Here is a 25,227-nt window from a genome sequence, read left to right on the forward strand (position 1 = left end):
GCGGCCACCTCCACCACGGCGGGGGCGCGCCCGCATCCGACGGTTGCCCTGAACGCCACGTGACATCCGCCGCGATCGCGGTACCCATCCCCTATGGAGCCCATCGACCACACCGCGGCCCCGGTCCTGGAAGCCCTCGACGCCTACCACGACCGGGGTCGGCTCGCCTTCACCCCGCCCGGCCACAAACAGGCCCGCGGCGCCGATCCACAGGCGCGGCGGGTCCTGGGGGACGCCGTGTTCCACTCCGACGTGCTCGCCGTCGGCGGCCTCGACGACCGGCGCGCGAGCGAACACGTGCTGAGCCGTGCCGAACGCCTCATGGCCGACGCCGTACACGCCGACCACACGTACTTCACCACCTGCGGCAGCTCCCTGTCCGTCAAGGCGGCCATGCTGACCGTGGCCCACCCCGGCGACCGGCTCCTGATCGGCAGGGACGCGCACAAGTCCGTGGTCGCGGGGCTGATCCTGTGCGGCATCGACCCGGTGTGGGTGGAGCCCCAGTGGGACGCGGAGCGCTCCCTGGCGCACCCCCCGTCCGTGGCCTCGTACAAGGAGGCCCTCGACCGGCACCCCGACGCGCGCGGCGCGCTCGTCACCAGCCCCACGCCGTACGGCAGCTGCGCCGATCTGCGGGGGCTCGCCGAGCTGTGCCACGCGCACGGCCTGCCCCTCGTCGTCGACGAGGCGTGGGGCGCGCATCTGCCCTTCCACCAGGACCTGCCGTCGTGGGCGATGGACGCGGGCGCCGACATCTGCGTGACCAGCATCCACAAGATGGGCAGCGGCCTGGAACAGGGCTCCGTCTTCCACCTCCAGGGCGACCGCGTCGACCCCGCCGAGCTGGCCTCCCGCGCCGACCTGCTCGGCACCACCAGCCCCTCCGTCCTCATCTACGCGGGACTCGACGCCTGGCGCCGCCAGATGGTGCTGCGCGGCCACGAGCTGATGTCCGGCGCGCTGCGGCTCGCCGCCGAGGTCCACGAGGAGATCGAGCTGATCCCGGGCCTGCACGTGAACGGCCGCGCCGACCTCACGGGCCCCGGGCTCGCCGCCGACCTCGACCCGCTGCCCACGGTGATCGACATCTCCGGACTCGGTACGACGGGCTACCGCGCCGCCGACTGGCTGCGCGAGCACCACGCGCTGACCGTGCACATCGGCGACCACCGCCGCATCGGCGCGCAGCTCACCCACGCCGACTCCCGCGAGACGGTCGACCCCCTCCTCGACGCCCTGCGCGACCTGGCCGCACACCGCGCCGAACTGGCCGACGCGCCGCGCGTCGACGTGCCGTCCCCCGCCGAGCTGCGCATGGAGCAGGTGTGCCTGCCGCGCGACGCGTACTTCGGCGCCGTGGAGTCCGTGCCCCTAGACCGGGCCGCGGGCCGCGTGGCCGCCGAGATGGCCACGCCCTACCCCCCGGGCATCCCCGCCGCCCTCCCCGGCGAACGCCTCACCGAACCGGTCCTGGAGTACCTGCGCAGCGGCCACGCGGCAGGCATGTACATCCCCGACACCGCGGACCACACCCTCCGTACGCTCCGCGTCCTCAAGGAGTGAGCCCCGAGCCCCGACGGCCCGCACGAACCGTGACGTTCTCCTCTAGCCTTGCGTACGGGTGTCGGACACGTGTCCGACACCCGTACGAACTGGAGCGAAGTGCCTCGCGGCGCGACGCGGTGAACAAGAGGACGGACAACCGATGCCGCGGCGGCCCCCGAGACGCCCCCGCGGGCGAGGACGCCCGCAGCCCCGAATAGCGGGGGCGCTGCCACCGGGGCCTGCGGGCTCGTTGCCATCGGGGGTTGAGGGGTCGGTGCCGCCAGGGCCTGCGGCCTCGCTGCCATCGGGGTCTGAGGGCTCGCTGCCGCCGGGGGCGGAAGGCTCGCTGCCGCCGGGGCCTGAGGGACCGCTGCCACCCGGCCCTGAGGGGTCGCTGCCATCGGGGGCGGAGGGCTCGCTGCCGCCGGGGCCTGCGGGACCGCTGCCGCCGGGGCCTGAGAGTTCGCTGCCGTGCCGGGCTCGGGACGGGGCCGGGCCGGGGATGGGCCCGGCGCACCGGGCGGAGGGCGAAGCGGGGGCGGGGCTGGGTTCCGCGCCTCGGGTGCAGGGTGCGGCTGAGACCCGGGCTCAGGGTGGGGCCGGGGGTGAATCGGGCCCCGTGTCCCGGGCGCGGGACGGGGGCGGGGCTGAGGGAAGCCCGGTGCCCCGGGCGCAGGTTCCGGAGGTCGGGGTCCGGGGCGAGCGGGGCGCGGCTGGCCGGGAACGCCGTGTGCTGCCCCGGCTTCGTGGCGCGCTGCGGCGGGAGTGGCAGGACGTCGCCGTCGCCGCGTGGCGGGAGCTGCGCTCCCGAGGCGCGGCGGCCCTCGCGCTCGCCGTCGGCGGCACCCTCGCGATGCTCGTCCTGCACGGCCTGGAGCAGATACCCGACCCCGACCGGGTCGTCCGCACGCTCGGTGAGGTCCGCGCCGACCAGCCCCTGTGGCAGTCGCTGCTCCGCACCCCCCTGTCCGTGTTCATACCGACCCGCGACCAGCCGCCCTGGGGCGGCGTCCCCCGCCTGGTCCTCGCCTTCGGCCTGGCGCAACTGCTGGTCGGCTGGCGCCGCACGCTCCTCGTCGCGTACGGGGCCACGCTCGCGGGCACGCTGGGGGCCCGCGTGATGATCGCCATCGGCCCCGACCACTGGGCCGGGGTCCCGGCCTCCTACGCCCACGACGTGGACACGGGGGCCTCCGCGGCCGTCGTCGGCCTCTTCACCTACCTGGCGGTACGGCTACGGGCCCCCGTCCTGTGCCTGGCCTTCGTCGTCCCCACGGTCGTCGGCTCCCTCCTCAACCCGAACCTCGCGGGCCGGGAGCACCTGGTGGCGGTGGCGGTGGTCGCGGGGGTGGCGGCGCTGTGCCGGGGCCGGGGCGGCCTGGCTCGCGGCGGGTGAGCGGGGCGGTGCCCGCCCCGTAGCGCCCGCGCGTGCGCAGGCCGTGCCGCCGCTACCGCGGCGGGGTTTCTCCCACCCGCCCACCCGGCACTCGGCAGCCTTGCCAACTGGGCCCCGACGCGAAGCGCCCGCGCGTGGCGCCCCACGGAACCCGCCCCGGCGGGGGCGGGCGGCGGGACCGCGCCGGGCACTCACGGCCGGGCCTCGGTACGACGCGAAGCGCCTGCGCCTGCGGCTGAGTGGGCGCTGCCGCCGCTACCGCGGCGGGTCTTTCCCACCCGCCCACCCGACACTCGGCAGCCTTGCCCACTAAGCCCCGATGCGGAGCGCCAGCAGGTGGTGCCCCATGCCTCCCCGGCGGGGGGCGGGCGGCGGGACCACGCCGAGCCTGAGCAGCTGGGCCCCGACCTCAAGCGTCCACGGGTGACGCCCCACGCATCCCGCCCCGGGCGGGGGCGACGGCGGGACCGCGCTGGGCTCGCGAGGCCAGGCCCCGACGCCGGGCGCCCCACGGGTCCGCACCGGGCATGGGCGGTGGTACCGCGCCGGGCCTGTGTGACCGGGGCCGGTGAGGTGCGTCTGGGGCAGGGGTACCAAGGGCCCGTTCAAATTCTGGGCGGGCGGGTGGGACCGTCCTGGACGCGCGGAGCGCGGCCCCCCGGCACCAAGGTCAAGGGCGGGCGCCCTGCTTCAGGGGTGCCTCCCCGGGCGGGGGCGGGCGGCGGGACCACGCGGGTCTGGGCCACCGGACCTGGACCCCGGGCTTGGGCCACCGGACCTGGGCCCGGGCCACCAGGCCTGGCCCACCAGGCTTGGCCCCGGGCTTGGCCGGGCGGGGGTCGCGTGGGGCCCGTTCAAGTTGAGGGCGGGTGGGTGGGAACGCCCCGGTCGGGCGGAGCGCGGCCTCGTGGCGCCGGGGCCTCGGCCCGGCCTCGCGGAGCCCCGTCAGCGCCCGGGGCGCAAGAGCGTGGCGGCGGTCAGGAAGGCCGCGCCCAGCAACGCCGCGCCCACGCCGAAGGCGAGGTGGTAGCCCGAGGTCAGCGCCTCGGCCCGGGAGTGCCCGGAGGCGAGGAGGGTCTCCGTACGGGAGGCGGCGAGCGTGGAGAGGACGGCGACGCCGAGCGCGCTGCCGACCTGCTGCGTGGTGTTGAAGAGCCCGGAGGCGAGCCCCGCGTCGTCGGCCCGGGCCCCGGACATCGCGAGGGAGGTCAGCGCGGGCAGCGCGAGCCCGAAGCCGGCGGCGAGGAGCATGACGGGGAGCAGGTCCACCCAGTAGGTGGCGTGCACGGGCACCCGGGTCAGCAGGCCGAGGACGCCGAGGAGCAGCACGAGCCCGGCGAGGAGCACGGTGCGTTCGCCGTAGCGGGCGTTGAGGCGGGCGGAGACCCCGAGGGACACCGCGCCGATGACGGCGGCGGCGGGCAGCATGGCGAGGCCGGTCTCGGCGGCGCCGTACCCGAGGACGTTCTGCAGGTAGAGGGCGACGAGCACCTGGAAGGAGAAGAGGGCGGCGACCATCAGCAGCTGCACGACGTTGGCCCCGGTCACGGCCCGGGAGCGGAACATCCGCAGGGGCAGCAGCGGCGTCCGCGCCCTGGTCTGGCGGACCGCGAAGCCGCCGAGCAGCGCGAGGCCGAGCCCGCCGAAGCCGAGCGTGTGCCCGGAGGCCCAGCCGTACTGTTCCACCTTCACCACGCTGTAGATGCCGGTCATCAGGCCCGCCGTGACCAGGAGCGCCCCCGTGACGTCGGCCCCGGCGCGCAGCCCGAGCCCCCGGTCGGCGGGCAGCGCGGGCAGGGCGAGGAGCAGGGCGGCGAGGCCGATCGGCAGGTTGATGAAGAAGATCCAGTGCCAGTTCAGGACGTCGGTGAGGACGCCCCCGAGCACCTGCCCGAGGGAGGCCCCCGCGGCCCCGGTGAAGCTGAACACGGCGATGGCCCGGGCCCGTTCGCCCGGCTCGGTGAACAGGGTGACGAGGATGCCGAGGCTGACCGCCGAGCTCATGGCCCCGCCGACGCCTTGCAGGAAGCGCGCGGCGATGAGCGTCGCGGGGCTCGTGGCCGCGCCCGCGAGGACGGAGGCGAGCGTGAAGAGCCCGATGCCGGTGACGAACATCCGCTTGCGGCCGATCAGGTCGCCGAGCCGCCCCGCGAGCAGGAGCAGGCTGCCGAAGGCGATGAGGTAGGCGTTGACCACCCAACTCAGCCCGGCGGGCGTGAAGTCGAGGTCCTTCTGCATGGCGGGCATGGCCACGGTCACGATGCTGCCGTCGAGGATGATCATCAGCATGCCGGTGGCGATGACACCGAGGGCGAGGCGCCGGGAGCGCCCTCCGGACGGCGCGCCCCCGGCATCCGGGGCCGCCGGGGCCTCGGCCGGTGCGGTGGTGGCGGTCATGGGTCTCTCCTGTCCGATACGACCGGGCGACGAAGCCCGGCACGCGGGAGGGGCGGGAAGCGCGACGCCCGAGGCGGCCACGCCCGGCGCCACGCCCAAGCACCACGCCGAGCCGAGCCCAAGCGCCACACCCAGGCCACGCCCCAGCCGTGCACCGCCCCGATCGACACCCAGGACCGTAGCAGATAGTTTCGTTGCAGACTATCTACCTCGGTCGCACCCCTCACCGCTCCGCTACCCTGGCCCCATGACCGCCATGGCACCCACCCGCACCGAACCGGACCTCTCCTTCCTCCTCGACCACACCAGCCACGTCCTGCGCACGCAGATGGCGGCGGCGCTCGGCGAGATCGGGCTCACGGCGCGGATGCACTGCGTCCTCGTGCACGCGCTCCAGGAGGAGCGCACGCAGGCGCAGCTGGCCGAGATCGGGGACATGGACAAGACGACGATGGTCGTCACCGTGGACGCCCTGGAGAAGGCGGGCCTCGCCGAGCGGCGCCAGGCGCGCGAGGACCGCAGGGCCCGGGTCATCGCCGTCACGGAGAAGGGCGCCGAGGTCGCGGCCCGCAGCCAGGAGATCGTCGACGGGGTGCACGAGCGGGCCCTCGGCGCGCTGTCCAAGACCGACCGCACGGCCCTGCTCCGCGCCCTGAACCGCCTGGTCGAGGGCCACTTGGCGACGCCGAGCGAGACCCCGCGCCCGGCCCGCAGGGCGCGCCAGCGGGCCTGACGGCCACCCTTCGCGGCCCGCCCGCGCGGTCCCGTACGGTGAGAGGTCCCGGTGCGCCGTCGGCGCGTACGGGCGACCGCAGAGGAACGAACGAGGGTGGGGCCACCATGGCGCTGTTCGGAAACGCGCACACTGTCGACCCGGCGTCGGCACAGCAGGAGTACGCGCGGCTGATGGGCCACGGCGAGCAGGTGTACGCCGCGTACCGGCTGATACGCGACACGATCCTGCTCACCGACCGGCGCATGATCTTCGTCGACAAGCAGGGGATGACCGGCAAGAAGGTCGAGTACCACTCCGTGCCGTACCGGAGCATCACGCACTTCGCGGTGGAGACCGCGGGCCACTTCGACCTGGACGCCGAGCTCAAGATCTGGATATCCAGCAACCCGGTGCCGATCGAGAAGACCTTCACCAAGGGCGTCGACATCTACGAGGTGCAGGCGATCCTGACGCAGTTCGTCGCGCGCTAGGGCCGACCCACGCGCCAGGGCCGACCCGTAGGACGGCCCCCGTCCGCCGCGCGGGCGCCCCGGGCAGGCACCGGTCGGGCGGGCCGGGGTACGTTCGTAGGGCACCTAAAGGCTAAGAGGGAACGCCCCATGATCTTCATCACCGTGAAATTCACCGTCCGCCCCGAGCGCAGCGAGGACTGGCTCGACCTCGTCGACGACTTCACGCGTGCCACCCGTGACGAACCCGGCAACATCTTCTTCGAGTGGTCCCGCAGCGTCGACAACCCCCACCAGTTCGTCCTGGTGGAGGCCTTCCGCGACGGCGAGGCGGGCCGCGAGCACGTGGAGTCCGCGCACTTCGCGGCCGCGATGGAGACCATGTCGTACGCCATCGCCAGCACCCCGCAGATCGTCAGCACGGAGATCCCCGGCATGGACGGCTGGGGCGCGATGGGCGAGGTCTCGCCGCGCGAGGCCTGAGCGAGGCGCACACGCGGGAGGGGGCCCGGGACGCAGTGTCCCGGGCCCCCTGCCGTCCCCTCACGCCTGCGGCAGGCGGTCCAGGAAGCCGTACACCGTGCGGATGCGGCCGTCCTCCGCGAGCACCGCCACGTCCGAACCGGCCACCGGCGCGGAGCCGTCCGCCCCCGACACCAGCTCCCAGCTGAACCGGACGAGGCCGTGGTGCCCGTCGACCTCCCCCGTCCGCCGGAACGCGAACCCCGGGAACTGCTCCTGCACGGCGGCTATCACCGCCACGAGCGCCTCCGTCCCCGCCGCGTCGGCCAGCGGGTCGGTGTACGTGCCGTCCTGCGTCCAGGCCGCCTCCACGGCCTTGCGGATGTCCTCGGTCCCCGTGGCGTTCCAGGCCTCGAAGTACCGGGCGACAGCGGTCTCGTGAACGTCCTGTGCGGGCATGGTCTTCGCCTCCGGTGCGTTGCGGTCTTCCCTACGTGGTCCCGAAGCCCGGCCGGAGTGCGCCGCCCGGCCTTCGGTGCCCTCACAGTGCCGTGCGGGGGCCGCCCGGCGCGATTACGCCCCAGGTAAAGCAGTCTCGTGAGTGGCTTCCGCCGGGCGCGCCCGTGTGTTGTCCTAGGGGGCCGATTTCGTTCGCCGAGCCGGGAGTTGCCGGATGCGGAAGCAGTTGGTCGGTGGTGTCGTCGCGGGGATGCTGCTGCTCGGGGCCTGCGGGGACCCGGGCGCGGAGGACGGCTCGGGCGGGGCGCCCGCGCAGGATCCGCCCGCGGCCTCGCGCACGGACGGGTCGGGCCCGCCGTCGCAGACGAACCGGCAGCAGGCGGAGCCGGACGCGCCGGGGAAGTCTCCCAGGTCCCCCAAGTCGCCCGGCGCGCCGGGCGGTCGCGCGGCCGGGCCCCAGCCCGCGCCCCGCGTCCTCTATCTCGGCGACTCCCTCGCCATGGAGAACCAGGACGTCCTCGGCGACCTCCTGCGCGACCGGCTCGCCGCCCGCTACACCAGCGCCCCCTACTCCGGCACGACCCTGTGCGACTACCTGGAAGGCACCGGCGAGGACTCCCTCGTACCGGACGGGGACAAGGCGGCCACGCTCGTGCGCAAGCTGCGGCCCGACTTCGTGGTGCTCCAGTTCTGGGGCAACTCCTGGGGCTACACGCCGTGCATGGGCGGCGTCACGTACGACAAGCAGCGCGCCACGTACTTCACGCGGTACGCGGCCGACGCGCGGCGCCTGACCGGTCAGATCAGGGAGGCCGCGCGGGACGTGGGCGCGGCGCGGCCGAAGGTGGTGTGGGTGTCGCAGGGCCCGGACGTCATGACGCCCGACCGCGTGCGCCGCGTGAACGAGCTGTACCGGCGCCAGGCCGCCGCCTCCGGCGACCTGGTGTCGGACGCGGGCCGGGCGGTCTCCCCGGCGTCGGACCGCTACCGGTGGGTGCGGGAGCTGCCCTGCACGGCGGACGAGCGCGCGCACCCGGTGTACTGCACGGAGCCGGACGGCCGCACCGCGCTGCACCGGGGCGACGACTACCTGCACTTCTGCCTGGCTCCCACGACCCCGAAGTCCCGGCCCTGCCCGGTGCGTTCACCGGGCATCCGCCGGATCGGGCAGGCGGTCACGGACACGGTGGCCCGGGCCACGCGGCGCTGACCCGGGCCCGGGAAGGGCTCAGTCCCGACGCCACGCGCTGTACGTCAGCACGTCCCCCGCCCGCGCCTCGATCCGCGGCTGCGCCTTGGTGAACATCACCTCCAAGCCGAGCACGTCCCCCGTCCCCGGGTCGAGGATCAACATGCGGCGCAGCGCGTCGGCACCGGCGCGCCCGGCCCCGGACCCGTGCACGTACGCCTGCCCGGAGCGGCCGAGCCGGTCGGTGATCGCCCCCGCGGGCCGCAGGCCCTCGGTGTCGGCGAGGACGCGGGCGAGCGCGGCGCTCTCGCGGGCGCCGAGCGTCCAGGTGTCGAGGAGCCGCGGCAGCACGTCGAGGAGCTGGTCCGCGGTGAGCGGACCCGAGCGGCGGCCCGCGCCCCGGTCGTAGGCGTCCGTCAGATACGCGCGCAGCCCGGCGGGGGTGTGCGGCGGCCTGCCCATCCCCGCGGGCGGCTCGGCGCGCGGCCCGGACCTGGCGGGAAGGCTCCAGGTCCGCACGTGGCTGCCCGCGCGCAGGCCCGGCTCGCCGTCGCGCGCGGCGGCCCGCGCCCGCTCGGCGACCTCGGCGAGCGGCACGGCGGCGGAGCCCGCGCGCGGGTGCAGGGCCCGGGGCGCGGCCGTGGCGGACGTGGCCGCGAGGTCGGGCAGGGTGAGCACGAGCACCGCGGCGAGCGCGACGGCGGCGGCCTCCGCCCACAGCACGACGCGGCGCCGCGCCCGGCGCCGGGTGGTGTACAGGAGCTGGTTGAGGCCGCGTTCCGCGCGGGCGTCGAGCGGCCGGTCGCGCCAGGGGCCCGCGGTGGCGGACACGGGGTCGGCCGCGCGCAGCAGGTCCAGTTCGTCAGTCATGGGTCCCGTCTCCTGCCGTTACGTTCATCCGCATCCGGTCGATCTCCGCGCGAAGGCGCCTTCGGGCCCGGTGCAGCCGCATCGCGGCGGCGCTCCGGCCGCAGCCGAGGGCGACGGCCAGGTCGTCGACGCCCAGCTCCTCCCAGGTGGTCAGGCGCAGCGCCTCCTGGTCGGCGGGCGAGAGCCGGGCGAGGGCCTCGTGCACCCAGGCGCCGGGCGCGTCGGCGTCGGGTCCGGTGACGACCTGGCCGTGCCGGGTGGCCTCGTGGTGGCCGATGCGGTGCAGCAGGCGGCGGTAGCGGCCAAGGCCCCGCACCGTGTTGGCCAGGCAGTTGCGGGCGACGCCGTACAGCCAGGGCAGCGCGTTCTCGGGCAGCTCGGCGCGGCGCCGCCAGGCTATGGCGAAGACCTCCGCGACGACTTCCTCGACCTCGTGCGTCTCGCCCGCGCCGAGTCTGCGCGCCACGAAGCGGCTCACCGCCCAGTAGTGCTCGCGGTAGGCGGCCGCGAAGGCTTCGTCCGTGCTCATGAACCGTAGGTGTCCGGCATGTCCCCGATCTTCACACCCGGGCGCTGTGACCTTCGTGGCAGGGGTTCGCGGTGACGTCCCGGCCGGTCCCGGACACGTACGGGGCATGAGGGCAACCGTGAAGTGGCTGACGACCACCGACCACAAGACGATCGGCACGCTGTATTTGGTGACGGCGTTCGCGTTCTTCTGCATCGGCGGTGTGATGGCGCTGTTCATGCGCGCCGAGCTGGCCCGCCCGGGGCTCCAGATCATGTCGAACGAGCAGTTCAACCAGGCGTTCACGATGCACGGCACGCTGATGCTGCTGATGTTCGCGACCCCGCTGTTCGCGGGCTTCGCGAACTGGCTGATGCCGCTCCAGATCGGCGCCCCCGACGTGGCGTTCCCCCGCCTGAACATGTTCGCCTACTGGCTGTACCTGTTCGGCTCGCTGATCGCGGTGGGCGGCTTCCTCACCCCGGGCGGGGCGGCGGACTTCGGCTGGACCGCGTACGCGCCGATCACGGACGCCGCGCACGCGACGAACATCGGCGCCGACATGTGGATCATGGGTCTGGCCTTCTCCGGCTTCGGCACGATCCTCGGCGCGGTCAACTTCATCACCACGATCATCTGCATGCGCGCGCCCGGCATGACGATGTTCCGCATGCCGATCTTCACCTGGAACGTGCTCCTGACCGGCGTCCTGGTGCTACTCGCCTTCCCGGTGCTCGCGGCGGCGCTGTTCGCCCTCGAAGTGGACCGGAAGTTCGGCGCGCACATCTTCGACGTGGCGAACGGCGGGGCGCTCCTTTGGCAGCACCTGTTCTGGTTCTTCGGCCACCCCGAGGTGTACATCATCGCGCTGCCGTTCTTCGGCATCATCTCCGAGGTCATTCCCGTCTTCTCACGCAAGCCGATGTTCGGCTACATGGGCCTGATCGGCGCGACCATCGCCATCGCGGGCCTTTCCGTGACGGTGTGGGCGCACCACATGTACGCGACGGGCGGCGTCCTGCTGCCGTTCTTCTCCTTCATGACGTTCCTCATCGCGGTGCCGACGGGGGTGAAGTTCTTCAACTGGATCGGCACCATGTGGAAGGGCTCGCTGAGCTTCGAGACCCCGATGCTGTGGGCGGTCGGCTTCCTCATCACCTTCGTGTTCGGCGGCCTGACCGGGGTGCTCCTGGCGTCCCCGCCGATGGACTTCGCCGTGACCGACTCGTACTTCGTGGTCGCGCACTTCCACTACGTCATCTTCGGCACGGTCGTGTTCGCGATGTTCTCCGGATTCCACTTCTGGTGGCCCAAGTTCACCGGGAAGATGCTCGACGAGCGGCTCGGGAAAATCACGTTCTGGACGCTCTTCATCGGTTTCCACGGCACGTTCCTCGTCCAGCACTGGCTGGGCGCGGCGGGCATGCAGCGCCGCATCCCCGACTATCTGGACGCGGAGGGCTTCACCGGCCTGAACACCCTGTCCACGATCTTCTCGTTCCTGCTCGGAATGTCCCTCCTTCCGTTCTTCTACAACGTCTGGAAGACCGCGAAGTACGGCGCGTACGTCGAGGAGAACGACCCCTGGGGCTACGGCCGCTCCCTGGAGTGGGCGACGACCTGCCCGCCGCCGCGCCACAACTTCCACTCCCTGCCGCGCATCCGCTCCGAGTCCCCGGCGTTCGACCTGCGCCACCCCGAGATCGCGACGGAGCTCGCGCCCGCGCCGGAGCCTACGGAGAGGGCCTCCCTGTGACCGCGATGGACGACCGCCCGGTGGCCCCGGCGGAAGCGGCCCTGCTCATCCACGAGATCGAGGGCCACCTCCTGGTGGAGTCCGCCCGCACGGAGAGCCGCGCGGCGGCCGCCCGGTTCACCGCCCGCCTCGACTGGCTCACCCAGGCCCAGCGCGAGGAGGTGGAACGGGCCTACGCCGAGGACCACATGGCCCTCACCCGCGACACCTGGCGCCACACGGCCATCCGCTGCCAAGAACTCCGCACGGAGTACGAGACCCGCTACCGAGACCTCCGCCGCCGCGTCCTGGCGGGAACCCTGCTGGGCCTGTTGTTGTTCTTGCTGGTGATCGCCGGGGTGTGAGGGCTGAGCGCCCCTAAGGTGGAGCGCCCTAAGGTGGAGCGCCCCAAAGGGGCGCGGGGAACTGCGCGACCAGCCCCCACACGCCCGCAGACGAACGCCTAAAGCGCAGGAGGCCCGGCCTCCACCCGCCGGAGAACGGGAGCCAGCCGATCCAGACCGGGCCCGGTCTGGACCTGCCTCTCGTCCCACCAGGTAGCACCCGCGTCGCGCAGGGGCGCAACCACATCCCGCGCGGCCCCGGGGTCGAGGGGCGTAGCCCCACCCAGCACAAGATCGAAGCCCCCGCCCCCGTCAGGGCGCTGCCCCCGAAGGTAGCCCACAAGATCGCGCACCTCGGCGAGAGCCGGAACGCACCCGTGCCGAGCCGACTCGAAGAGCGGCACAGCCCCGTCCCACCGCGCGGCCCTGCGCATCGGGGCCCGGTTCGGCCAGAACCCCCCGATCCACACGGGCGGCCGGGGCCGCTGCACGGTCGCGGGCAGCAGCGTGACGTCACGGACCTGGAAGTGCGGGCCCTCGTGGCTGACGGGCTGCCCGGACCAGTACCGGCTCAGGAGGTCCAGGCCCTCGTCCAGGAGCCCGGCGAGGACGCGCGGGTCCGTGGGCTCGCCGAAGCTGCCGTACTCGTCGTCGATGGGCCCGCCGAGCCCCGCCGTGAAGATCACCCGGCCGCCGGACAGGGCGTCCAGGGTGGCGACCTGCCGGGCCAGCTGGTGGGGCCGACGGCGGGCCACCGGCGTCACCAGGGTGCCGAGCCGCAGCCGCGAGGTGGCGAGCGCGGCGGCGGTCAGGAGCATCCAGGGGTCCCCGAAGGGCTTGCCCGCCTGCGCGGCCTTGTCGTGCACGACGTGGTCCCAGACGAACAGGCCGTCCCAGCCCGCCTGTTCGGCGGCGACGGCGACCCGCGCGACCGTCCTCGGGTCGGCGAAGTCACCGAAGTTCGGAATGTTGATCGAGAAGCGCATGGGAGGCATGGTGGCGCGGGCCCGGGAACGGCGGCAATGGGTTTGCCCCACGCGGCCGAGCGCCGCCCCCGGACCGGCGGCCAGGCTCAGAACGGCAGCCCGTAGCCCTCGCACCTGGGCTTGAAGTCGGGCTTGTCGGCGCCCAGGGCGTTGACGACGTCCTGGGTCGTCGGCCCGTCCGTGAACAGGCCGACGTGGCCCACCGGGTTCTTCGGACACTGGTCCTGCACCACGATGTTGCGGACGTCGTCGCCCTTCAGGAAGCCCTGGCTGTAGGGGGTCGAGACGAGGTCGTTCTTCGTCGCGATGACCGTGTAGCGCACGCCCGGGACGGTGTCGCCGTCCGCGAACAGGGCCTTCTGGAAGTCCGAGCCCTCCTCCTGGTCCTTGAGGCCCTGGAGGTTCAGATGGTCGAACGCGCCGTTGACCAGGCCCATGACGCCGAGGGCGTGGCCGAGTTCGACCAGGCCGCTGAGGGTGGTGCCGTGGTTGGTGGGGGCGAGCGCGACGAGCCGGTCGACCTTCTTCGCGCCGCCGAGCCGCTTGATGTAGTAGTTCGGCATCATGCCGCCCTGCGAGTGCCCGACGACGCTGACCTTCTTCGCGCCGGTCGACGCGAGCACCTTGTCCACGAACGCGCTCATCGACCCGGCCGACTGGGCGATGCCGGTGAGGCCGCCGACACGGCCGCCGAAGTTGAACGGGCTGCCCATGCCGTAGTTGAAGGCGTAGACGCAGTGGCCTTCGTTGGCGAGGGTCGGGCCCATCGTGACCCAGTTGGCGCCGAGGTTGACGCCGGTGCCGTGCACGAGCACCACGGGGTTGGGGTGCTCGGCGGACGGCTTGCAGCTCCAGTCGTTCACACCGGTCACGGCGTTGGGGCTGACGAAGAAGTTGCGGACGCCGTCGGCGACCCCGCCGACGGGGTACGACGGCTTGCGCGGCTGCTCGGCGGCGCCCGCCGGGGCCCCGGCGGCGGTGAGCGCGGTGGCGGCGAGGACGACGGGCACGACGACGGCGGCGGCGCGCCGCAGGGAGCGCGGCAGACGGCGGCCCGGTGCGAATGTTCCGTTCACGGTTCCTGTCCCTTCGAGCGAGCTGGCACGTGCGGGGGGTGAGGGCGTCACGAGGACGCGCCAGGGGAAGGTCATGGCCATGACACAGCGACGAGAGACAATCTGAAACGACACCGCTTCAGATTTGGTTACTTGAAAGTAGGAGCGGGGCGGCGCCAGCGCAAGAGGCGTGCGCGGGACAATTTCCCTACGGGTGCGGCGAGTTGGCGAAGCGGCAGGTGAGGGGGCGGCAGCGGTGGAAGCGGATGGGCCGGGCGGGGCGGGGCGGCGGCCCGCGCGGGCGTACGGGGGCAAGTCGGCCGAGCAGCGCAAGGCGGAGCGGCGGCGGCGCCTCCTCGACGCGGGCGTCGACCTCTTCGGCACGGGCCCCGGCGCCTACCGCGCCGCGTCCGTCGCCGCCCTGTGCGCCCGCGCGGGCCTGTCGACCCGCCAGTTCTACGAGGAGTTCCGCAACCTCGAAGAGGTGCTCGCGGCCCTGCACCAGCACGTCCAGAAGGCCGCGCAGGCCGCCGTCCTCGCGGCCCTGGCCGAGGTGGCCGACGGCACCGTGCGCGAGCGCGTGGAGTCCGCGTTCCGGGCGTACGCGCGCGTGCTCACCGCCCATCCGCACCTCGTGCGGATCGCCTTCGTGGAGGTCACCGGCGTCACGCCGGAGCTGGAGAAGCAGCGCCTCGAGGCCCGCAAGGGCTGGGTCGGCCTGCTCGTCGCCGCCCTAGACGAGGCCGCGGCGCGCGGCGAGATCGGCGCCCGCGACTACCGCGTGGCCGCGCTCGGCTTCGTCGGGGCGGTCAACGCGCTGCTGTACGACTGGACCACCGGGTACGTGGACGCGGACCTGGACACCATCGTGGACGAGCTGATGCGGATGTTCATGGGTCTGCTTCAGCCGCCGCCCGGGCCCGGGCCGGGCCGGGCCTGACGGCCCCGCGGGGGCTCGGTCCGCTCGGTCGTCACGGGCGCAGATGGGCGAGCGTCCCGTCCCCGCCCCGGTACTCGGGCTCCTCCGGCAGCAGCGCACGGGCCCCGTCGAGGTCTCCCCCGCGCACCGACTCCCTTACGCGTCGGGCCCGCTCGGTGACGTCGGTGACCGACACGATCCACTCGTCCGCGTACCGCCGGGCGGCCTCGCCCGCGAGGCCCAGCTGGAGGGACCGGTACGGGAGCGGACGCAGGTGGAGGTCGCGCTCCGGGTCCCACTGCACCCGGGCGGGCGCCTGCTTGAGCCGCCGCTTCCAGTCCGCCGCGTCCGCGTGCACGCCCGGCTCGTAGTGCGACAGGCACGCGTGCGCGAGGGCCCAGTCGAAGCCCTCCCTGCTGATCTCCAGGGCGAGGACCGTCTCCTGGCCCTCCTTCGTGCCCCAGCCGCAGCGGTACATCATCCACAGGAACGAGGGCTTGATCCACGTCATCCGCTCCCGCCGCCACGCGGCCGGAAACCGCCCGTCGCGGGCGGTGGGCTCCCCGATGTGGGGTGCGTACGCCTGGTAGACGGTCACGGTGGTGGCGGTGTGGGCGGCGCGGATCTGGTGCTTGGGGTGTTCCACGGGGCCCAGCGTGCGGGCCGGGCAGGGGCTCGCGCCAGCGGTTTTCCCTCCGGCCCGGTGCCCTCGCGGGGCGCTCCGCCCCGAGATCGGTATCCTGCGTCTGCGCCACGCGGCGCCCGTCGCCGAGGAGTTGAGCCGCATGCAGCCGCCCGTCACCCTGCGCCCCTGGCGGGCCGCCGACGCCGCACAGCTGGTCGAGATCTACCGCGACGCCGCGCTGCGCCGCTGGGCGTTTCGCGGCCCCGAGGACGAGGCGGCCGCGGTTCGCTGGATCGAGGACCACGAGCGGGCCCGCGAGGCCGGTGACCGCTTCGCCTTCGCCGTTACGGAGCCTTCGGCCGAGGACCGCGTGCTCGGGCAGGTCGTCCTCAAGCGCGAGGGCCCCGACCCGGCGTCCGCCGAGGTCGGCTACTGGACCGCCGCCCCGGCGCGCGGCCGGGGGGTCGCCCCCCGCGCGCTGGAGGCCCTGACGGACTGGGCCTTCACCACGTTCGCCGCGCAGGGGCTGACGCGTCTGTCGCTCCTGCACCAGGTGGACAACGAGGCGTCGTGCCGGGTCGCGCACAAGTGCGGCTACGACCTGGCCGAGGTCTTGGCCCCGTTCCCGCCGGACTATCCCCTGAACGGCCACCTTCACGTGCGGGTGGCCTGACCGGCCTACGTGAGGGCCCCGCGCACCAGGTCCGCGAAGGCGGTGGCCGACACGGTGACGTGGGGCCCGTCGGGCCACTTGCTGTCGCGGATGGCTATGTGGGGGCCGGGCAGTTCGGCGACCTCAAGACATTCACCGCCGGTGTCCGCGCTGTACGACGACTTACGCCACTCCGTGCCCGTCAGGTTCTGGCTGGTCCCCATAGCGCTCCTTCATTACGCGGGCGATCAGCGCCGACGACTCCTCAACGGGGAGTGCGGCCGCCTGCAAATGATCGTAACGGAGCGAACCCTCCCTGAGAGCCTGAGGATTGGCCGTCATGTGGCCCTGGATGAAGTCCTCGGTGTAGACGATGTCCGGGTCATCGTCGAACCGGAGCATGGTGAACGTACCTGGTAGGCCCGCATGTGCACCGGCCTTGAACGGGAGGATCTGCACCCTCACCCACTCGCGCTGTTCGTTCACCTGCAACAGGTGGGACAGTTGATTCCGCATGACCTCGCGGCCACCAATTTCCTGGTGCAGCACCGCTTCACTGAGCACCACCCACATCAGCGGCGGGTGCTCGCGGGCCAGGATGCGTTGGCGTTCCATTCGCGCGGCCACACGCGCATCGAGATTGTCGTCAGTCCTCGCTCCGAGCACGGCTCGCGCATAGGCCTCGGTTTGCAGCAGGCCATAAACCAACTGCGCCTGGAAGGTGGAGACGTACGTCGCCCGGGCTTCCATCTCAGCGAATGCCTGGAACCAGGTCGGCAACTGGCTACGCAGCACCAGGCCTACCAACCGCGAGAAGGTCCCATCCGTGCCGAGCGCGGCGTCGAGGCGCTCGGAGAAGTCCCGGGTGGGGACCTTCTTCGCGGTCTCGACCTGGCCGACAAGGGAACCCGTACAGAAGATGCAGCTGCCAAGCTCGGCCTGGTTGAGGCCCGCCCCTTCTCTCAGGCGGCGGAGCTCCGATCCGTAGAAGTCCAGCGGGGACGCGCTTGGGTCCAGCTCGTTGATGCGTACCACGGATAGGTTCACCCCCGGCGTCAAACGCCCCTCGGCGTTGGTCTCGTTGCGTAGCCAAGGGTATGCGGAGCGCGTCAGCCTGAGTGACATGAATCACGCAACTGACCTCCTTGACCAAGGAGTTGGCGGCAGCTACCGGATGAGCTTCACCGTCGGTGAGCACTCGGCGCGGCCACTGCGGCGGATCCTGCGGACGTACCTGGGGCGCTGGGGCCTGGCCGGGCTGGCGGACGACGCGGAGCTGGCGCTGACCGAGCTGGTCGCGAACGTCGTCCGGCACGTGCCGGACCGCCGGTGCGCGGTGCTGATCGTGCGGCGGCCGCGAGGGCTCCGGGTGGAGGTGATGGACGGCAGCCCGGTGCTGCCCGCACCGGCGGAGGGCGGGGACGGCGAACCGGCGGAGGGCGGGCACGGGCTGAGGCTCGTGGCGGCGGTGACGGACCGGTGGGACGTTACGGTCCTTCCGGGTGGCGCGGGGAAGACCATCTGGTTCGAGTGCGACGACGGGAAGGGCGTGGACGGTGACCCCTGAGGAACTGATCGCCGAGCACGGGCTGGTGCCGCTGGAGTTCGAGGGCGGCCGGTACCGCAGGACGTGGGCGGGGCCGCCGGACGCGGCGGGGCGCCCCGTGGGGACGGCGATCGTCATGCTCCTGACGTCGGAGCCGGGCGACTTCTCGGCGCTGCACCGCCTGCCGATCGACGAGGTGTGGCACTTCTACCGGGGGGACGCGCTGGAGCTGCTGCTCCTGCACCCGGACGGGAGCGACGAGGTGCGGGTCCTCGGCGGGGACGGCGGGGAGTTCCAGGTCGTCGTACCGGCGGGGACGTGGATGGGCGCGCGGGTGCGGGGCGGGGGCGCGTGGGCGTTCTTCGGTACGACGATGGCGCCCGGGTTCATGGACGAGGATTACGAGGGCGGGGAGGCGGGCGCGCTCGCCGCCGCGTACCCGAGCCGAGCGAAACTGATCAGGGAGCTGTGCCGTGACTGACCCCGAACTTCCCTCGCTGGCGGGCCGCGTGGCCCTCGTGACCGGGGCCAGCGGCCTGCTGGGCGGCGGGATCGCCCGGAGCTTCGCGGCGGCCGGGGCGGCGGTGGTCCTGCACTGCCGCCAACAGGTCGCGCAGGCGCAGGCGTTGGCCGAGGAGATCGGTGCGGCGGGCGGGGACGCGCTGGTCGTGGCGGCGGACCTGCGGGAGGAGAGCGAGTGCCGACGGCTCGTCGGCGCGGCCCACGACTGGCGGGGGCGGCTCGACGCGCTGGTGAACAACGCCGGGGTGCAGCCCGTGCAGCCGCTGCCCGGCATGTCCGTGGGCGACTGGCGGGAGCTTCAGGAGGCCAATGTGACCAGTGCGTTCGCCTGTACGCAGGCGGCGGCCGAGGTCATGGGGGCGCAGGAGGGCGGCGGCAGCGTCACGCAGATCGCCTCCATCGAGGGGCACCAGCCCGCGCCGGGGCACGCGCACTACGCCGCGTCGAAGGCGGCGCTGATCATGTTCGCGCGGGCGGCGGCGGTGGAGTACGGGGCGGTGGGGGTGCGGGTGAACAGCGTGTCGCCGGGGCTCATCGGGCGGCCCGGGCTCGCGGAGGACTGGCCCGACGGGGTGGAGCGGTGGGGGCGGGCCGCGCCGCTCTCCCGCCTCGGGCGGGCGGAGGACGTGGGCTCGGCCTGCGTGTTCCTGGCGTCCTCGGGGGCCTCGTGGATCACGGGGGTGGACCTCACCGTGGACGGCGGCGTAAGCGCCCGCCCCACCTGGTGACCTGACGGTCAGCCCCCCACCCCTCCAGCGCGGCCCCCGCTCCTGCACCGGAGGCCTCCCTACGGCCCTGGCGACACGGGGCCGCGCTGCGCGCCGCCACGGGCAAGCGCTTCGCGTCGGAGCCCTGCCTGCGGAGCTGGGGAGTTACGGGTGGGAGGGTGGGAAAGCACCCGCCGCGGTAGCGGCAGGGACGCCCACTGCGCGGTAGCGCCCCGCGCCAAGCCCGGGCGGGCCGGTGGCGGTCCTGGGCCAGGGCCTGGCGCCCGCTAGCCCTCCGTGTCGTCGGCGGCCGCGTCGCCGCAGATCCTCACCGTGCCGGTGTTGTCCACGTACCGGGCCGAGACCCATCCCGGGCGGTCGCGCAGCAGATACCAGACCGCGTTGCCGTCGATGACCTGAGCCCTCACCTTGCAGCGCAGGCCGACCGTTTCCCTGTAGGGCAGCCTGGCGACGGTGGAGGAGTCCGTGCTGGGGAACTCCCGCACGTTGACTCCCGCTTCGTTCACGACGGTTCCGTAGGGCTGCCTGGGTGTAGAAGCCATCTCTTCCTCACTTCTGCGACGGTCCCTCGCCCGTGCACCGAGGGCCTGAAGGAGGTTTCGGCGCAATCCGCCTCGTTCACACCGCATCGGCCATCTGTTCGCGCGGATCAGGCCAGGTGTGGTCCCCAAAACGGCGACAACCCGCGAGCCGGGGGAGGATCGCGGGTGTCGCCGGGGGATCTATGGAGGGCCTGGCGGGAGGTGACCCGCCGAGGGCCCAGGGCCGAAGCCCCGTGGTGGGGGCCTGGGGTCAGGCCCCGTAGAAGGGAGACCTTGGGTCAGGGCCTGTTCGAGGCCCAGGGGCCAGGGTCAGTGGGAGACGAGGTCCGGCTCCCGGTCCTCGTCGACGGCCGGGGCCTCGGGCCCGGGCTTCATCAGGAAGAGGGAGAGGACCGCGGCGACGAGGACGGCGGCCGCCCCGGTCACGAAGGTCGCGGACATCGCCTCGGTGAAGGCGGACCGGACCGCGTCCCCGAGGGCCGCGTTCCCGGTGCGGGCGGCTTCGGCGAGGCCTTCGACGACGGAGTTGTCCGCGACGTCACCGGCCGACGCGGGCATCTCCTTGTCGTACGTGCTGGAGAGGACGGAGCCGAGGATCGCGACGCCGAGGGCGGCGCCCGCCTGCTGGACGGTGTCGTTGAGGGCGGAGCCGACACCGGCGTGCTCACCGGGAACCGCGCTCATGAGGGCGGCCACGGCGGCGGGCATCGCGAGGCCGCCGCCCATGCCCATCAGGACCATGGCGATGGCGACGATGCCGAAGCCGTCACCGGGCTCAAGCGTGGTGAGGGTGAAGAAGCCGCCGGCGGTGATGGTGAGACCGACCGCCACCAGGAAGCGGTTGCCGAGCTTCTGGCCGAGCGTGGCGCCCAGCGTGTTGAAGACGAGGGAGGCGACGGCGAGCGGCGCGAAGGCCCAGCCGGTCTTCGTCGGCGAGTAGTGCAGGACGAACTGCAGGTACTGGGTCAGGACAAGCAGCAGACCGCCGTTGGCGAAGGTCAGCAGGACGATCGAGAAGCTGGCGCCGGTGAAGACGCGGTTGCGGAACAGCTCGATGGGGACCATCGGCTCGTCGACGCGCGTCTCCCAGAAGCCGAAGCTGACGAGGGCGACCACGGCCACGATCCCGGCGACGAACACCTTCGGGGAGTCGAAGCCCTCCTTCGGCCACTCGGTGATCGTCCACACCAGGGCGACCATGCCGACGACCGACAGGGCGATGCCGAGCGGGTCGGCCTTGCGCCAGGGGCCCTTGGACTCGGGCATCAGGATGAGCGCGGCGAGGATCGCGAGACCCACGATGGGCAGGTTGATCAGGAAGACCGAGCCCCACCAGAAGTGGCCGAGCAGGGCGCCGCCGAACACCGGGCCGCCGACGAGGCCGACCATCGCCACGGCGCTCCAGGCCGCGATGGCCTTGGGCCGCTCGTCCTCGTCGAAGACGGTGATGAGGATCGAGAGGGTGCTGGGCATGATCAGCGCGCCGCCGATGCCCATGAGGACGCGGCCCGCGATCAGCTGCTCGGGGCTGTTCGCGATGGTCGCGATCAGTGAGGCCCCGCCGAAGAGGACCAGGCCGAGCACCATCACCTTGCGGCGCCCGAAGCGGTCCGACAGCGAACCGGACGTCAGCAGCAGGCCCGCGAAGACCAGCATGTACGAGTCGAGGATCCACTGGATGTCGGAGGCGGTGGCGTCGATGTCCTCGGCGATGGGCGGGATCGCCACGGTCAGGATCATGTTGTCCACGACCAGGACCAGCGTGCTCAGGCACAGCACGACGAGGATCAGCCAACGTCGCGGGTCACGCACCGGGGTCTCACCGCCCGTTCCCTCCCCCCGGTCGTCCGTGCCCTGCGCTGCAAGCCCGTCCATCGGACCTCCTCGGTACGTCGTTCGCTGACACCGAACACTGTACGCACGCCGCACACTGTTCGCAAGCTCCGAACACTGTTCGCATTCTGCGCTAGGGTGGGGGCGTCACGTCGGAGCAGAAAGAAGGGTGGCCGCATGCCGCGCACCGGGAAGCCGACCGCGATCTCCGTCTGGACCCGGCCGCAGCGACCGCGCCGGGAACAGCCCGCGCTCAGTCGCGACCAGATCGTCTCCGAGGCCATCGCGCTCCTCGACGCCGAGGGCCTGGAGGCCCTGAGCATGCGCAAGCTGGGCACGCGGCTGAACGCGGGCGCCACCTCGCTCTACACGCACGTGTCGAACAAGGACGAGATCATCGAGCTCGCCGTCGACCGGATCTACGGCGAGATCGAAGTGCCGACGCCCGCCTCCGGCTCCCGCGACGACTGGCGCGCCGCGACCAAGCAGTTCGCCGAGAACGTCCGCGAGACGCTCCTTCGGCACCTGTGGATCTCCTCCGTCCTCGGCGAGCTGGGCATGGCCCACCTGGGGCCGAACATGATGGGGCTCACGGAGGAGATGCTCGGCCTCTTCGAGGCGGGCGGCTTCGACCTGGAGACCTCCGAGATCGCCGTCAAGACCATCTGGGCGTACGTCATCGGCATCGCCACCACCGAGGCCGCGTACCTCACCACGGTCGCGCGCAGCGGCCGCACCGAGCAGGAGTGGCACGACACGGTGCGGCCCACGGCGGCCGACGCGGTGCAGGCGTATCCGCGCCTGCGGAAGATGTACGCGATGTCGCCGCAGGGCGCCGACGCGAGCAGTGCGCGCCAGGGGTACTTCGAGGTGGGCATCGCGTGCATCCTCGACGGCCTGGAGACCCACGTCGCCCCCTGACGCGGGAGGACCCCGGTCCCTCCAATGGCCCGCTCCGGTGGCCGTCCCCCCTACGGCCGCCGGACGCTCGGGCCATGACCTATGGAGACGACAAGAGCGCCTGGGCGTCGGGCGGCACGCTCTTCGCCGGTGTGCTCATGCTCGTGTACGGGGCCCTCGGGGTGCTCACGGGGATCGCGGGCATCGGCAGGGACGACGTGTACGCGCGCATCGGCGACTACGTGTACAGGTTCAACCTCACCGCCTGGGGCTGGATCCACCTCGTGCTCGGAGTCCTGGTGGCGGTGACGGGCTGGGGCATCCTCAAGGGTGCCGAATGGGCCCGCGCGACCGGCATCGCCCTCGCCGCGGTGGCCATGGTCGCCCAGTTCCTCTGGCTCCCCTACAGCCCCCTGTGGGCCCTGATCTCCCTGGCCATCGGAGCGTTCATCATCTGGGCCCTCTGTACGAACGACGCCGCCGACGCCTAGAACGTCGCCGGGCCGCCGTTGGCCGCCAGGGCGTCGTGGACGGCCTGCGTGAAGGCCTGGGCGGGAGCCGAGAGGGTGCCCGTGCGCCACACCGCCGCCACCTCCGCCGCGGGCAGGTCCGGCACGGGTACGAAGGTGATGTCGGGCCGGGAGTAGTACGTCTCCACGGAGGCGATGACCGGCGAGACCCCCTGCCCCGTGGCGATGAGCGTGATGAGCTCCTGGAACGTGGCCACCGCCTGCCCCCGCTTGATCTCCCGGCCGGACGGCGTCCGCGGCGGCACCTGGAAGTCCCACCAGTAGGACGGCGCGCTGTTCACCACCCCGAAGCAGGTCTCGCCCGCCAGGTCCTCCCAGGACAGGGAGGCACGCCCGGCAAGGCGGTGGCCCACGGGCATCGCCAGGACGCGGGGCTGGCTGATGACGACGGGTCCGACGGTCAGGTCGGGCTCGCGCACGGGCAGGCAGGTGAAGAGCACGTCGACCTCCCCGGACCGCAGCGGCCCGAGCGGATCCTGGAACTGGGTCTCCCGCATCCGGACCTCGCACCGCGGGCACCGCTCGCGGAACAGCTTGAGGATGGGCTGGGTCAGCGCCCCGGCCCCCGCGCCGAGGAAGCCGACGCCCAACTCGCCCTCCACCCCGCGCGCCACGTCCTTGGCGCGGGCCACCGCCTCCTCCATGAGCCGGTGCAGCGGCGCCAGGTCCTCGTACAGCTGACGCCCGAGCGGCGACAACCGCACCACGCGGCTGGTGCGTTCGAAGAGCGTGCCGCCGATCGCGCGCTCCAGCTTCTTCACGGTCTGGCTGACGCGCGCCTGCGAGAGCCGCAGGCGCTCCGCCGTGTGCCCGAAGTGCAGCTCCTCGGCGAGCGTCAGAAACGTCTCCAGCTCCTGCCGTTCCATCCCCGGCCCCTCCCCCTGGTAACCATCTGACCTGCATCGATAAGTCAGAGCGTGGTGATCGTTTCATGGATCGCCGTTGATCGGCCGCGGGCGGCGGCGGATCGTTGGCCTTGGCCCGCCCCACCTCAACTTCCAAGGATCCGCCATGTCTTCGCGCCCCCGCAGGTCCGTCGTCGCCGCCACCGCACTCGCCCTCGTCGCGGGCCTCTCCGCAGCCGGGGCCAGCGCCTCCACCGCCCCCGCGGGTAAGGACACGCGGTGGAACGCCGCCTGGGCCGCCGCCCCGCAGCGCCCCAGCATCGGCTTCAAGCCCAACTGGTCCGAGGCGGGCTTCGACCGCCACACGCTGCGCCAGGTGGTGCGCGTGACCCAGGGCGGCGACCGGGCCCGCATCCGCCTCTCCAACGCCTACGGCGCGTCCCCGCTGCGCATCGAGGGCGCCACCGTCGCGCGCACCGAGGGCACCAAGGGCGCCGCCGTCGAGAAGGGCACGCTGCGCCGCCTCACCTTCGGCGGCGAGCGCGCGGTCACGATCCCGGCCGGAGGGCAGCTCTCCAGCGACGCGGCCGCGCTCGGCCTGGACCGCTTCGACTCCGTCACCGTGACGCTCCGGCTCGCGGGCACCACCGGGCCCGCCACCTTCCACGCCCAGTCCTTCGCGACCAGCTACCGCGCCACCGGCGACCACCTCACCGACACCGGCGGCCGCGCCTTCGGCGAGTCCACCGAGTCCTGGTACTACCTCTCGGGCGTCGACGTACGCGGCGAGCGGCCCGCGAAGCGCGACGGAGTCGTCCTGTTCGGCGACTCCATCACCGACGGCTTCGGCTCCTCCGCCGACCTCAACCGCCGCTGGTCCGACGCCCTCGCCGAGCGCCTCGCCAAGGCGGGCAAGGCCCGCCCCGTCGTCAACTCCGGCATCGGCGGCAACCTCGTCCTCAACGACTCGGCGTGGTTCGGCGACAAGAGCTCCACGCGGTTCGCCCGGGACGTCACCGACCTGCCGAACGCCGGGACCGTCGTCGTCCTCGAAGGCGTCAACGACATCGGCTTCAGCGAGACTGACAAGCCCCTGTACAAGCCCGCGCCGGTCGTGACCGCGAAGGAACTCATCAACGGCCACCGGAAGCTGATCCGCGCCGCACACGCCAAGGGCCTCAAGGTCGTGGGCGCCACCCTGGTGCCGTTCGGCGGCTCCGACCACTACGGCGAGCGCGCCGCCGCCGTCAGCGACGCCTTCAACACCTGGGTGCGGACGTCCGGCGCGTACGACGGGTACGTCGACTTCGACAAGGCCCTCGCCGACCCCGCGGACCCCGAGCGCATCCGGCCCGCCTACGACAGCGGCGACCACCTGCACCCGAACGACGCCGGGTACCGGGCCATGGCCCGCGCGGTCGACCTGAACACCCTCTAGCCCCGCGCCCTCT

28 protein-coding genes are annotated in these 25,227 nt (G+C 73.0%); 16 read left to right on the forward strand and 12 right to left on the reverse strand.

Annotated elements, in window-relative coordinates; translation table 11 throughout:
- Positions 1-93 precede the first annotated feature (93 nt).
- Positions 94-1,566 carry an aminotransferase class I/II-fold pyridoxal phosphate-dependent enzyme gene (locus ACIG3E_RS05025; protein ID WP_399611366.1) on the forward strand — a complete coding sequence of 491 codons (1,473 nt, stop codon included), beginning with the start codon at positions 94-96 and terminating at the stop codon, positions 1,564-1,566.
- A 712-nt stretch (positions 1,567-2,278) separates the two neighbouring features.
- Positions 2,279-2,944 (forward strand): hypothetical protein, encoded by a 666-nt coding sequence (locus ACIG3E_RS05030; RefSeq protein WP_399611369.1) that lies wholly within the window; start codon positions 2,279-2,281, stop codon positions 2,942-2,944.
- A gap of 945 nt (positions 2,945-3,889) precedes the next feature.
- On the opposite strand, the gene ACIG3E_RS05035 is transcribed toward ACIG3E_RS05030, so the two are convergent.
- Positions 3,890-5,341, reverse strand: coding sequence for an MFS transporter (locus ACIG3E_RS05035; protein ID WP_399611372.1), 1,452 nt, complete (start codon positions 5,339-5,341; stop codon positions 3,890-3,892).
- A 247-nt stretch (positions 5,342-5,588) separates the two neighbouring features.
- On the opposite strand from ACIG3E_RS05035, the gene ACIG3E_RS05040 reads away from it, so the two are divergent.
- The 3 genes from ACIG3E_RS05040 to ACIG3E_RS05050 all read left to right on the forward strand — a co-directional run bounded on the left by ACIG3E_RS05040 (position 5,589) and on the right by ACIG3E_RS05050 (position 7,009).
- Positions 5,589-6,074: a MarR family winged helix-turn-helix transcriptional regulator gene (locus tag ACIG3E_RS05040; RefSeq protein WP_399611375.1), complete on the forward strand. Its 486-nt coding sequence runs from the start codon at positions 5,589-5,591 to the stop codon at positions 6,072-6,074.
- A gap of 107 nt (positions 6,075-6,181) precedes the next feature.
- Positions 6,182-6,547 (forward strand): PH domain-containing protein, encoded by a 366-nt coding sequence (locus tag ACIG3E_RS05045; RefSeq protein WP_030688977.1) that lies wholly within the window; start codon positions 6,182-6,184, stop codon positions 6,545-6,547.
- A 129-nt stretch (positions 6,548-6,676) separates the two neighbouring features.
- On the forward strand, positions 6,677-7,009 hold the full coding sequence (locus ACIG3E_RS05050; RefSeq protein ID WP_172385080.1) for a putative quinol monooxygenase: 333 nt from the start codon (positions 6,677-6,679) through the stop codon (positions 7,007-7,009).
- A 60-nt stretch (positions 7,010-7,069) separates the two neighbouring features.
- On the opposite strand, the gene ACIG3E_RS05055 is transcribed toward ACIG3E_RS05050, so the two are convergent.
- Positions 7,070-7,447, reverse strand: a complete 378-nt coding sequence (locus ACIG3E_RS05055) for a nuclear transport factor 2 family protein (protein WP_399611379.1) — start codon at positions 7,445-7,447, stop codon at positions 7,070-7,072.
- A 214-nt stretch (positions 7,448-7,661) separates the two neighbouring features.
- On the opposite strand from ACIG3E_RS05055, the gene ACIG3E_RS05060 reads away from it, so the two are divergent.
- The gene (locus ACIG3E_RS05060) at positions 7,662-8,657 is read left to right on the forward strand and encodes an SGNH/GDSL hydrolase family protein (RefSeq protein ID WP_399611382.1); all 996 of its coding nucleotides are present in this window, start codon (positions 7,662-7,664) and stop codon (positions 8,655-8,657) included.
- An 18-nt stretch (positions 8,658-8,675) separates the two neighbouring features.
- On the opposite strand, the gene ACIG3E_RS05065 is transcribed toward ACIG3E_RS05060, so the two are convergent.
- On the reverse strand, positions 8,676-9,506 hold the full coding sequence (locus ACIG3E_RS05065) for a hypothetical protein (RefSeq protein ID WP_399611384.1): 831 nt from the start codon (positions 9,504-9,506) through the stop codon (positions 8,676-8,678).
- The gene (locus ACIG3E_RS05070; protein ID WP_399611387.1) at positions 9,499-10,035 is read right to left on the reverse strand and encodes an RNA polymerase sigma factor; all 537 of its coding nucleotides are present in this window, start codon (positions 10,033-10,035) and stop codon (positions 9,499-9,501) included. Before ACIG3E_RS05070 ends, ACIG3E_RS05065 begins: the two co-directional genes overlap by 8 nt.
- Before the next feature lie 106 nt (positions 10,036-10,141).
- Between ACIG3E_RS05070 and ctaD the strand changes: the two genes are divergently transcribed.
- Positions 10,142-11,770 (forward strand): cytochrome c oxidase subunit I, encoded by a 1,629-nt coding sequence (gene ctaD, locus ACIG3E_RS05075; protein ID WP_399611389.1) that lies wholly within the window; start codon positions 10,142-10,144, stop codon positions 11,768-11,770.
- 5 nt (positions 11,771-11,775) lie between these two features.
- Positions 11,776-12,114 carry a hypothetical protein gene (locus tag ACIG3E_RS05080; protein WP_399612166.1) on the forward strand — a complete coding sequence of 113 codons (339 nt, stop codon included), beginning with the start codon at positions 11,776-11,778 and terminating at the stop codon, positions 12,112-12,114.
- A 98-nt stretch (positions 12,115-12,212) separates the two neighbouring features.
- Here the strand turns inward: ACIG3E_RS05080 and ACIG3E_RS05085 are convergent, their stop codons facing one another.
- Both ACIG3E_RS05085 and ACIG3E_RS05090 read right to left on the reverse strand, forming a co-directional pair.
- Entirely contained in the window at positions 12,213-13,079 is an 867-nt protein-coding gene (locus tag ACIG3E_RS05085) for an LLM class flavin-dependent oxidoreductase (RefSeq protein ID WP_399611392.1), read from the reverse strand.
- Between the two features lie 86 nt (positions 13,080-13,165).
- A complete protein-coding gene (locus ACIG3E_RS05090; RefSeq protein ID WP_399612168.1) occupies positions 13,166-14,113 on the reverse strand; it encodes an esterase/lipase family protein in 948 nt (315 codons plus the stop codon).
- A 277-nt stretch (positions 14,114-14,390) separates the two neighbouring features.
- Here ACIG3E_RS05090 and ACIG3E_RS05095 point away from each other — a divergent pair, with 277 nt between their 5' ends.
- Entirely contained in the window at positions 14,391-15,074 is a 684-nt protein-coding gene (locus ACIG3E_RS05095) for a TetR/AcrR family transcriptional regulator (RefSeq protein ID WP_399611395.1), read from the forward strand.
- Positions 15,075-15,105: 31 nt separating this feature from the next.
- On the opposite strand, the gene ACIG3E_RS05100 is transcribed toward ACIG3E_RS05095, so the two are convergent.
- A complete protein-coding gene (locus ACIG3E_RS05100; RefSeq protein ID WP_399611397.1) occupies positions 15,106-15,699 on the reverse strand; it encodes a DUF4291 domain-containing protein in 594 nt (197 codons plus the stop codon).
- 139 nt (positions 15,700-15,838) lie between these two features.
- On the opposite strand from ACIG3E_RS05100, the gene ACIG3E_RS05105 reads away from it, so the two are divergent.
- On the forward strand, positions 15,839-16,351 hold the full coding sequence (locus tag ACIG3E_RS05105; protein ID WP_399611400.1) for a GNAT family N-acetyltransferase: 513 nt from the start codon (positions 15,839-15,841) through the stop codon (positions 16,349-16,351).
- 5 nt (positions 16,352-16,356) lie between these two features.
- Here the strand turns inward: ACIG3E_RS05105 and ACIG3E_RS05110 are convergent, their stop codons facing one another.
- Together ACIG3E_RS05110 and ACIG3E_RS05115 are read right to left on the reverse strand one after the other, a co-directional pair.
- Complete coding sequence (locus ACIG3E_RS05110; RefSeq protein ID WP_399611402.1) at positions 16,357-16,554, reverse strand: DUF397 domain-containing protein; 198 nt, start codon at positions 16,552-16,554, stop codon at positions 16,357-16,359.
- Positions 16,514-17,365 (reverse strand): Scr1 family TA system antitoxin-like transcriptional regulator, encoded by an 852-nt coding sequence (locus ACIG3E_RS05115; protein WP_399612171.1) that lies wholly within the window; start codon positions 17,363-17,365, stop codon positions 16,514-16,516. Before ACIG3E_RS05115 ends, ACIG3E_RS05110 begins: the two co-directional genes overlap by 41 nt.
- 88 nt (positions 17,366-17,453) lie before the next feature.
- Here ACIG3E_RS05115 and ACIG3E_RS05120 point away from each other — a divergent pair, with 88 nt between their 5' ends.
- Genes ACIG3E_RS05120 through ACIG3E_RS05130 form a run of 3 tightly spaced genes read left to right on the forward strand, consistent with a single transcriptional unit; the run spans position 17,454 to position 19,126 of the window.
- On the forward strand, positions 17,454-17,897 hold the full coding sequence (locus ACIG3E_RS05120) for an ATP-binding protein (protein WP_399611405.1): 444 nt from the start codon (positions 17,454-17,456) through the stop codon (positions 17,895-17,897).
- Entirely contained in the window at positions 17,887-18,357 is a 471-nt protein-coding gene (locus ACIG3E_RS05125) for a cupin domain-containing protein (protein WP_399611407.1), read from the forward strand. Before ACIG3E_RS05120 ends, ACIG3E_RS05125 begins: the two co-directional genes overlap by 11 nt.
- On the forward strand, positions 18,350-19,126 hold the full coding sequence (locus ACIG3E_RS05130; protein ID WP_399611409.1) for an SDR family NAD(P)-dependent oxidoreductase: 777 nt from the start codon (positions 18,350-18,352) through the stop codon (positions 19,124-19,126). The genes ACIG3E_RS05125 and ACIG3E_RS05130 overlap by 8 nt, the downstream gene beginning before the upstream one ends.
- A gap of 266 nt (positions 19,127-19,392) precedes the next feature.
- On the opposite strand, the gene ACIG3E_RS05135 is transcribed toward ACIG3E_RS05130, so the two are convergent.
- Both ACIG3E_RS05135 and ACIG3E_RS05140 read right to left on the reverse strand, forming a co-directional pair.
- The gene (locus ACIG3E_RS05135; protein WP_399611411.1) at positions 19,393-19,632 is read right to left on the reverse strand and encodes an SH3 domain-containing protein; all 240 of its coding nucleotides are present in this window, start codon (positions 19,630-19,632) and stop codon (positions 19,393-19,395) included.
- A 345-nt stretch (positions 19,633-19,977) separates the two neighbouring features.
- Positions 19,978-21,543 carry an MFS transporter gene (locus tag ACIG3E_RS05140; RefSeq protein ID WP_399611414.1) on the reverse strand — a complete coding sequence of 522 codons (1,566 nt, stop codon included), beginning with the start codon at positions 21,541-21,543 and terminating at the stop codon, positions 19,978-19,980.
- Between the two features lie 135 nt (positions 21,544-21,678).
- Here ACIG3E_RS05140 and ACIG3E_RS05145 point away from each other — a divergent pair, with 135 nt between their 5' ends.
- Both ACIG3E_RS05145 and ACIG3E_RS05150 read left to right on the forward strand, forming a co-directional pair.
- Positions 21,679-22,422, forward strand: coding sequence for a TetR/AcrR family transcriptional regulator (locus ACIG3E_RS05145; RefSeq protein WP_399611417.1), 744 nt, complete (start codon positions 21,679-21,681; stop codon positions 22,420-22,422).
- Positions 22,423-22,496: 74 nt separating this feature from the next.
- Complete coding sequence (locus ACIG3E_RS05150; RefSeq protein ID WP_399611419.1) at positions 22,497-22,892, forward strand: hypothetical protein; 396 nt, start codon at positions 22,497-22,499, stop codon at positions 22,890-22,892.
- Here ACIG3E_RS05150 and ACIG3E_RS05155 read toward each other — a convergent pair.
- A complete protein-coding gene (locus ACIG3E_RS05155) occupies positions 22,889-23,797 on the reverse strand; it encodes a LysR family transcriptional regulator (RefSeq protein ID WP_399611422.1) in 909 nt (302 codons plus the stop codon). The two genes, ACIG3E_RS05150 and ACIG3E_RS05155, sit on opposite strands and share 4 nt — an antisense overlap.
- Before the next feature lie 145 nt (positions 23,798-23,942).
- Here ACIG3E_RS05155 and ACIG3E_RS05160 point away from each other — a divergent pair, with 145 nt between their 5' ends.
- Positions 23,943-25,214, forward strand: coding sequence for an SGNH/GDSL hydrolase family protein (locus ACIG3E_RS05160; RefSeq protein WP_399611425.1), 1,272 nt, complete (start codon positions 23,943-23,945; stop codon positions 25,212-25,214).
- Positions 25,215-25,227 lie beyond the last annotated feature (13 nt).

The organism is Streptomyces sp. NPDC053474, from assembly GCF_044544845.1.
Classification (GTDB): domain Bacteria; phylum Actinomycetota; class Actinomycetes; order Streptomycetales; family Streptomycetaceae; genus Streptomyces.

What these genes read in the sequence shown, in the direction of transcription:
- ACIG3E_RS05025 (WP_399611366.1), top strand. Translation starts at nt 94, where the DNA reads ATGGAGCCCATCGACCACACCGCGGCCCCGGTCCTGGAAGCCCTCGAC.
- ACIG3E_RS05120 (WP_399611405.1), top strand. Translation starts at nt 17,454, where the DNA reads ATGAATCACGCAACTGACCTCCTTGACCAAGGAGTTGGCGGCAGCTAC.
- ACIG3E_RS05150 (WP_399611419.1), top strand. Translation starts at nt 22,497, where the DNA reads ATGACCTATGGAGACGACAAGAGCGCCTGGGCGTCGGGCGGCACGCTC.
- ACIG3E_RS05040 (WP_399611375.1), top strand. Translation starts at nt 5,589, where the DNA reads ATGACCGCCATGGCACCCACCCGCACCGAACCGGACCTCTCCTTCCTC.
- ACIG3E_RS05035 (WP_399611372.1), bottom strand. Translation starts at nt 5,341, where the DNA reads ATGACCGCCACCACCGCACCGGCCGAGGCCCCGGCGGCCCCGGATGCC.
- ACIG3E_RS05110 (WP_399611402.1), bottom strand. Translation starts at nt 16,554, where the DNA reads ATGGGGACCAGCCAGAACCTGACGGGCACGGAGTGGCGTAAGTCGTCG.
- ACIG3E_RS05055 (WP_399611379.1), bottom strand. Translation starts at nt 7,447, where the DNA reads ATGCCCGCACAGGACGTTCACGAGACCGCTGTCGCCCGGTACTTCGAG.
- ACIG3E_RS05065 (WP_399611384.1), bottom strand. Translation starts at nt 9,506, where the DNA reads ATGACTGACGAACTGGACCTGCTGCGCGCGGCCGACCCCGTGTCCGCC.
- ctaD (WP_399611389.1), top strand. Translation starts at nt 10,142, where the DNA reads ATGAGGGCAACCGTGAAGTGGCTGACGACCACCGACCACAAGACGATC.
- ACIG3E_RS05160 (WP_399611425.1), top strand. Translation starts at nt 23,943, where the DNA reads ATGTCTTCGCGCCCCCGCAGGTCCGTCGTCGCCGCCACCGCACTCGCC.
- ACIG3E_RS05140 (WP_399611414.1), bottom strand. Translation starts at nt 21,543, where the DNA reads ATGGACGGGCTTGCAGCGCAGGGCACGGACGACCGGGGGGAGGGAACG.
- ACIG3E_RS05045 (WP_030688977.1), top strand. Translation starts at nt 6,182, where the DNA reads ATGGCGCTGTTCGGAAACGCGCACACTGTCGACCCGGCGTCGGCACAG.
- ACIG3E_RS05085 (WP_399611392.1), bottom strand. Translation starts at nt 13,079, where the DNA reads ATGCGCTTCTCGATCAACATTCCGAACTTCGGTGACTTCGCCGACCCG.
- ACIG3E_RS05070 (WP_399611387.1), bottom strand. Translation starts at nt 10,035, where the DNA reads ATGAGCACGGACGAAGCCTTCGCGGCCGCCTACCGCGAGCACTACTGG.
- ACIG3E_RS05080 (WP_399612166.1), top strand. Translation starts at nt 11,776, where the DNA reads ATGGACGACCGCCCGGTGGCCCCGGCGGAAGCGGCCCTGCTCATCCAC.
- ACIG3E_RS05155 (WP_399611422.1), bottom strand. Translation starts at nt 23,797, where the DNA reads ATGGAACGGCAGGAGCTGGAGACGTTTCTGACGCTCGCCGAGGAGCTG.
- ACIG3E_RS05105 (WP_399611400.1), top strand. Translation starts at nt 15,839, where the DNA reads ATGCAGCCGCCCGTCACCCTGCGCCCCTGGCGGGCCGCCGACGCCGCA.
- ACIG3E_RS05060 (WP_399611382.1), top strand. Translation starts at nt 7,662, where the DNA reads ATGCGGAAGCAGTTGGTCGGTGGTGTCGTCGCGGGGATGCTGCTGCTC.
- ACIG3E_RS05145 (WP_399611417.1), top strand. Translation starts at nt 21,679, where the DNA reads ATGCCGCGCACCGGGAAGCCGACCGCGATCTCCGTCTGGACCCGGCCG.
- ACIG3E_RS05050 (WP_172385080.1), top strand. Translation starts at nt 6,677, where the DNA reads ATGATCTTCATCACCGTGAAATTCACCGTCCGCCCCGAGCGCAGCGAG.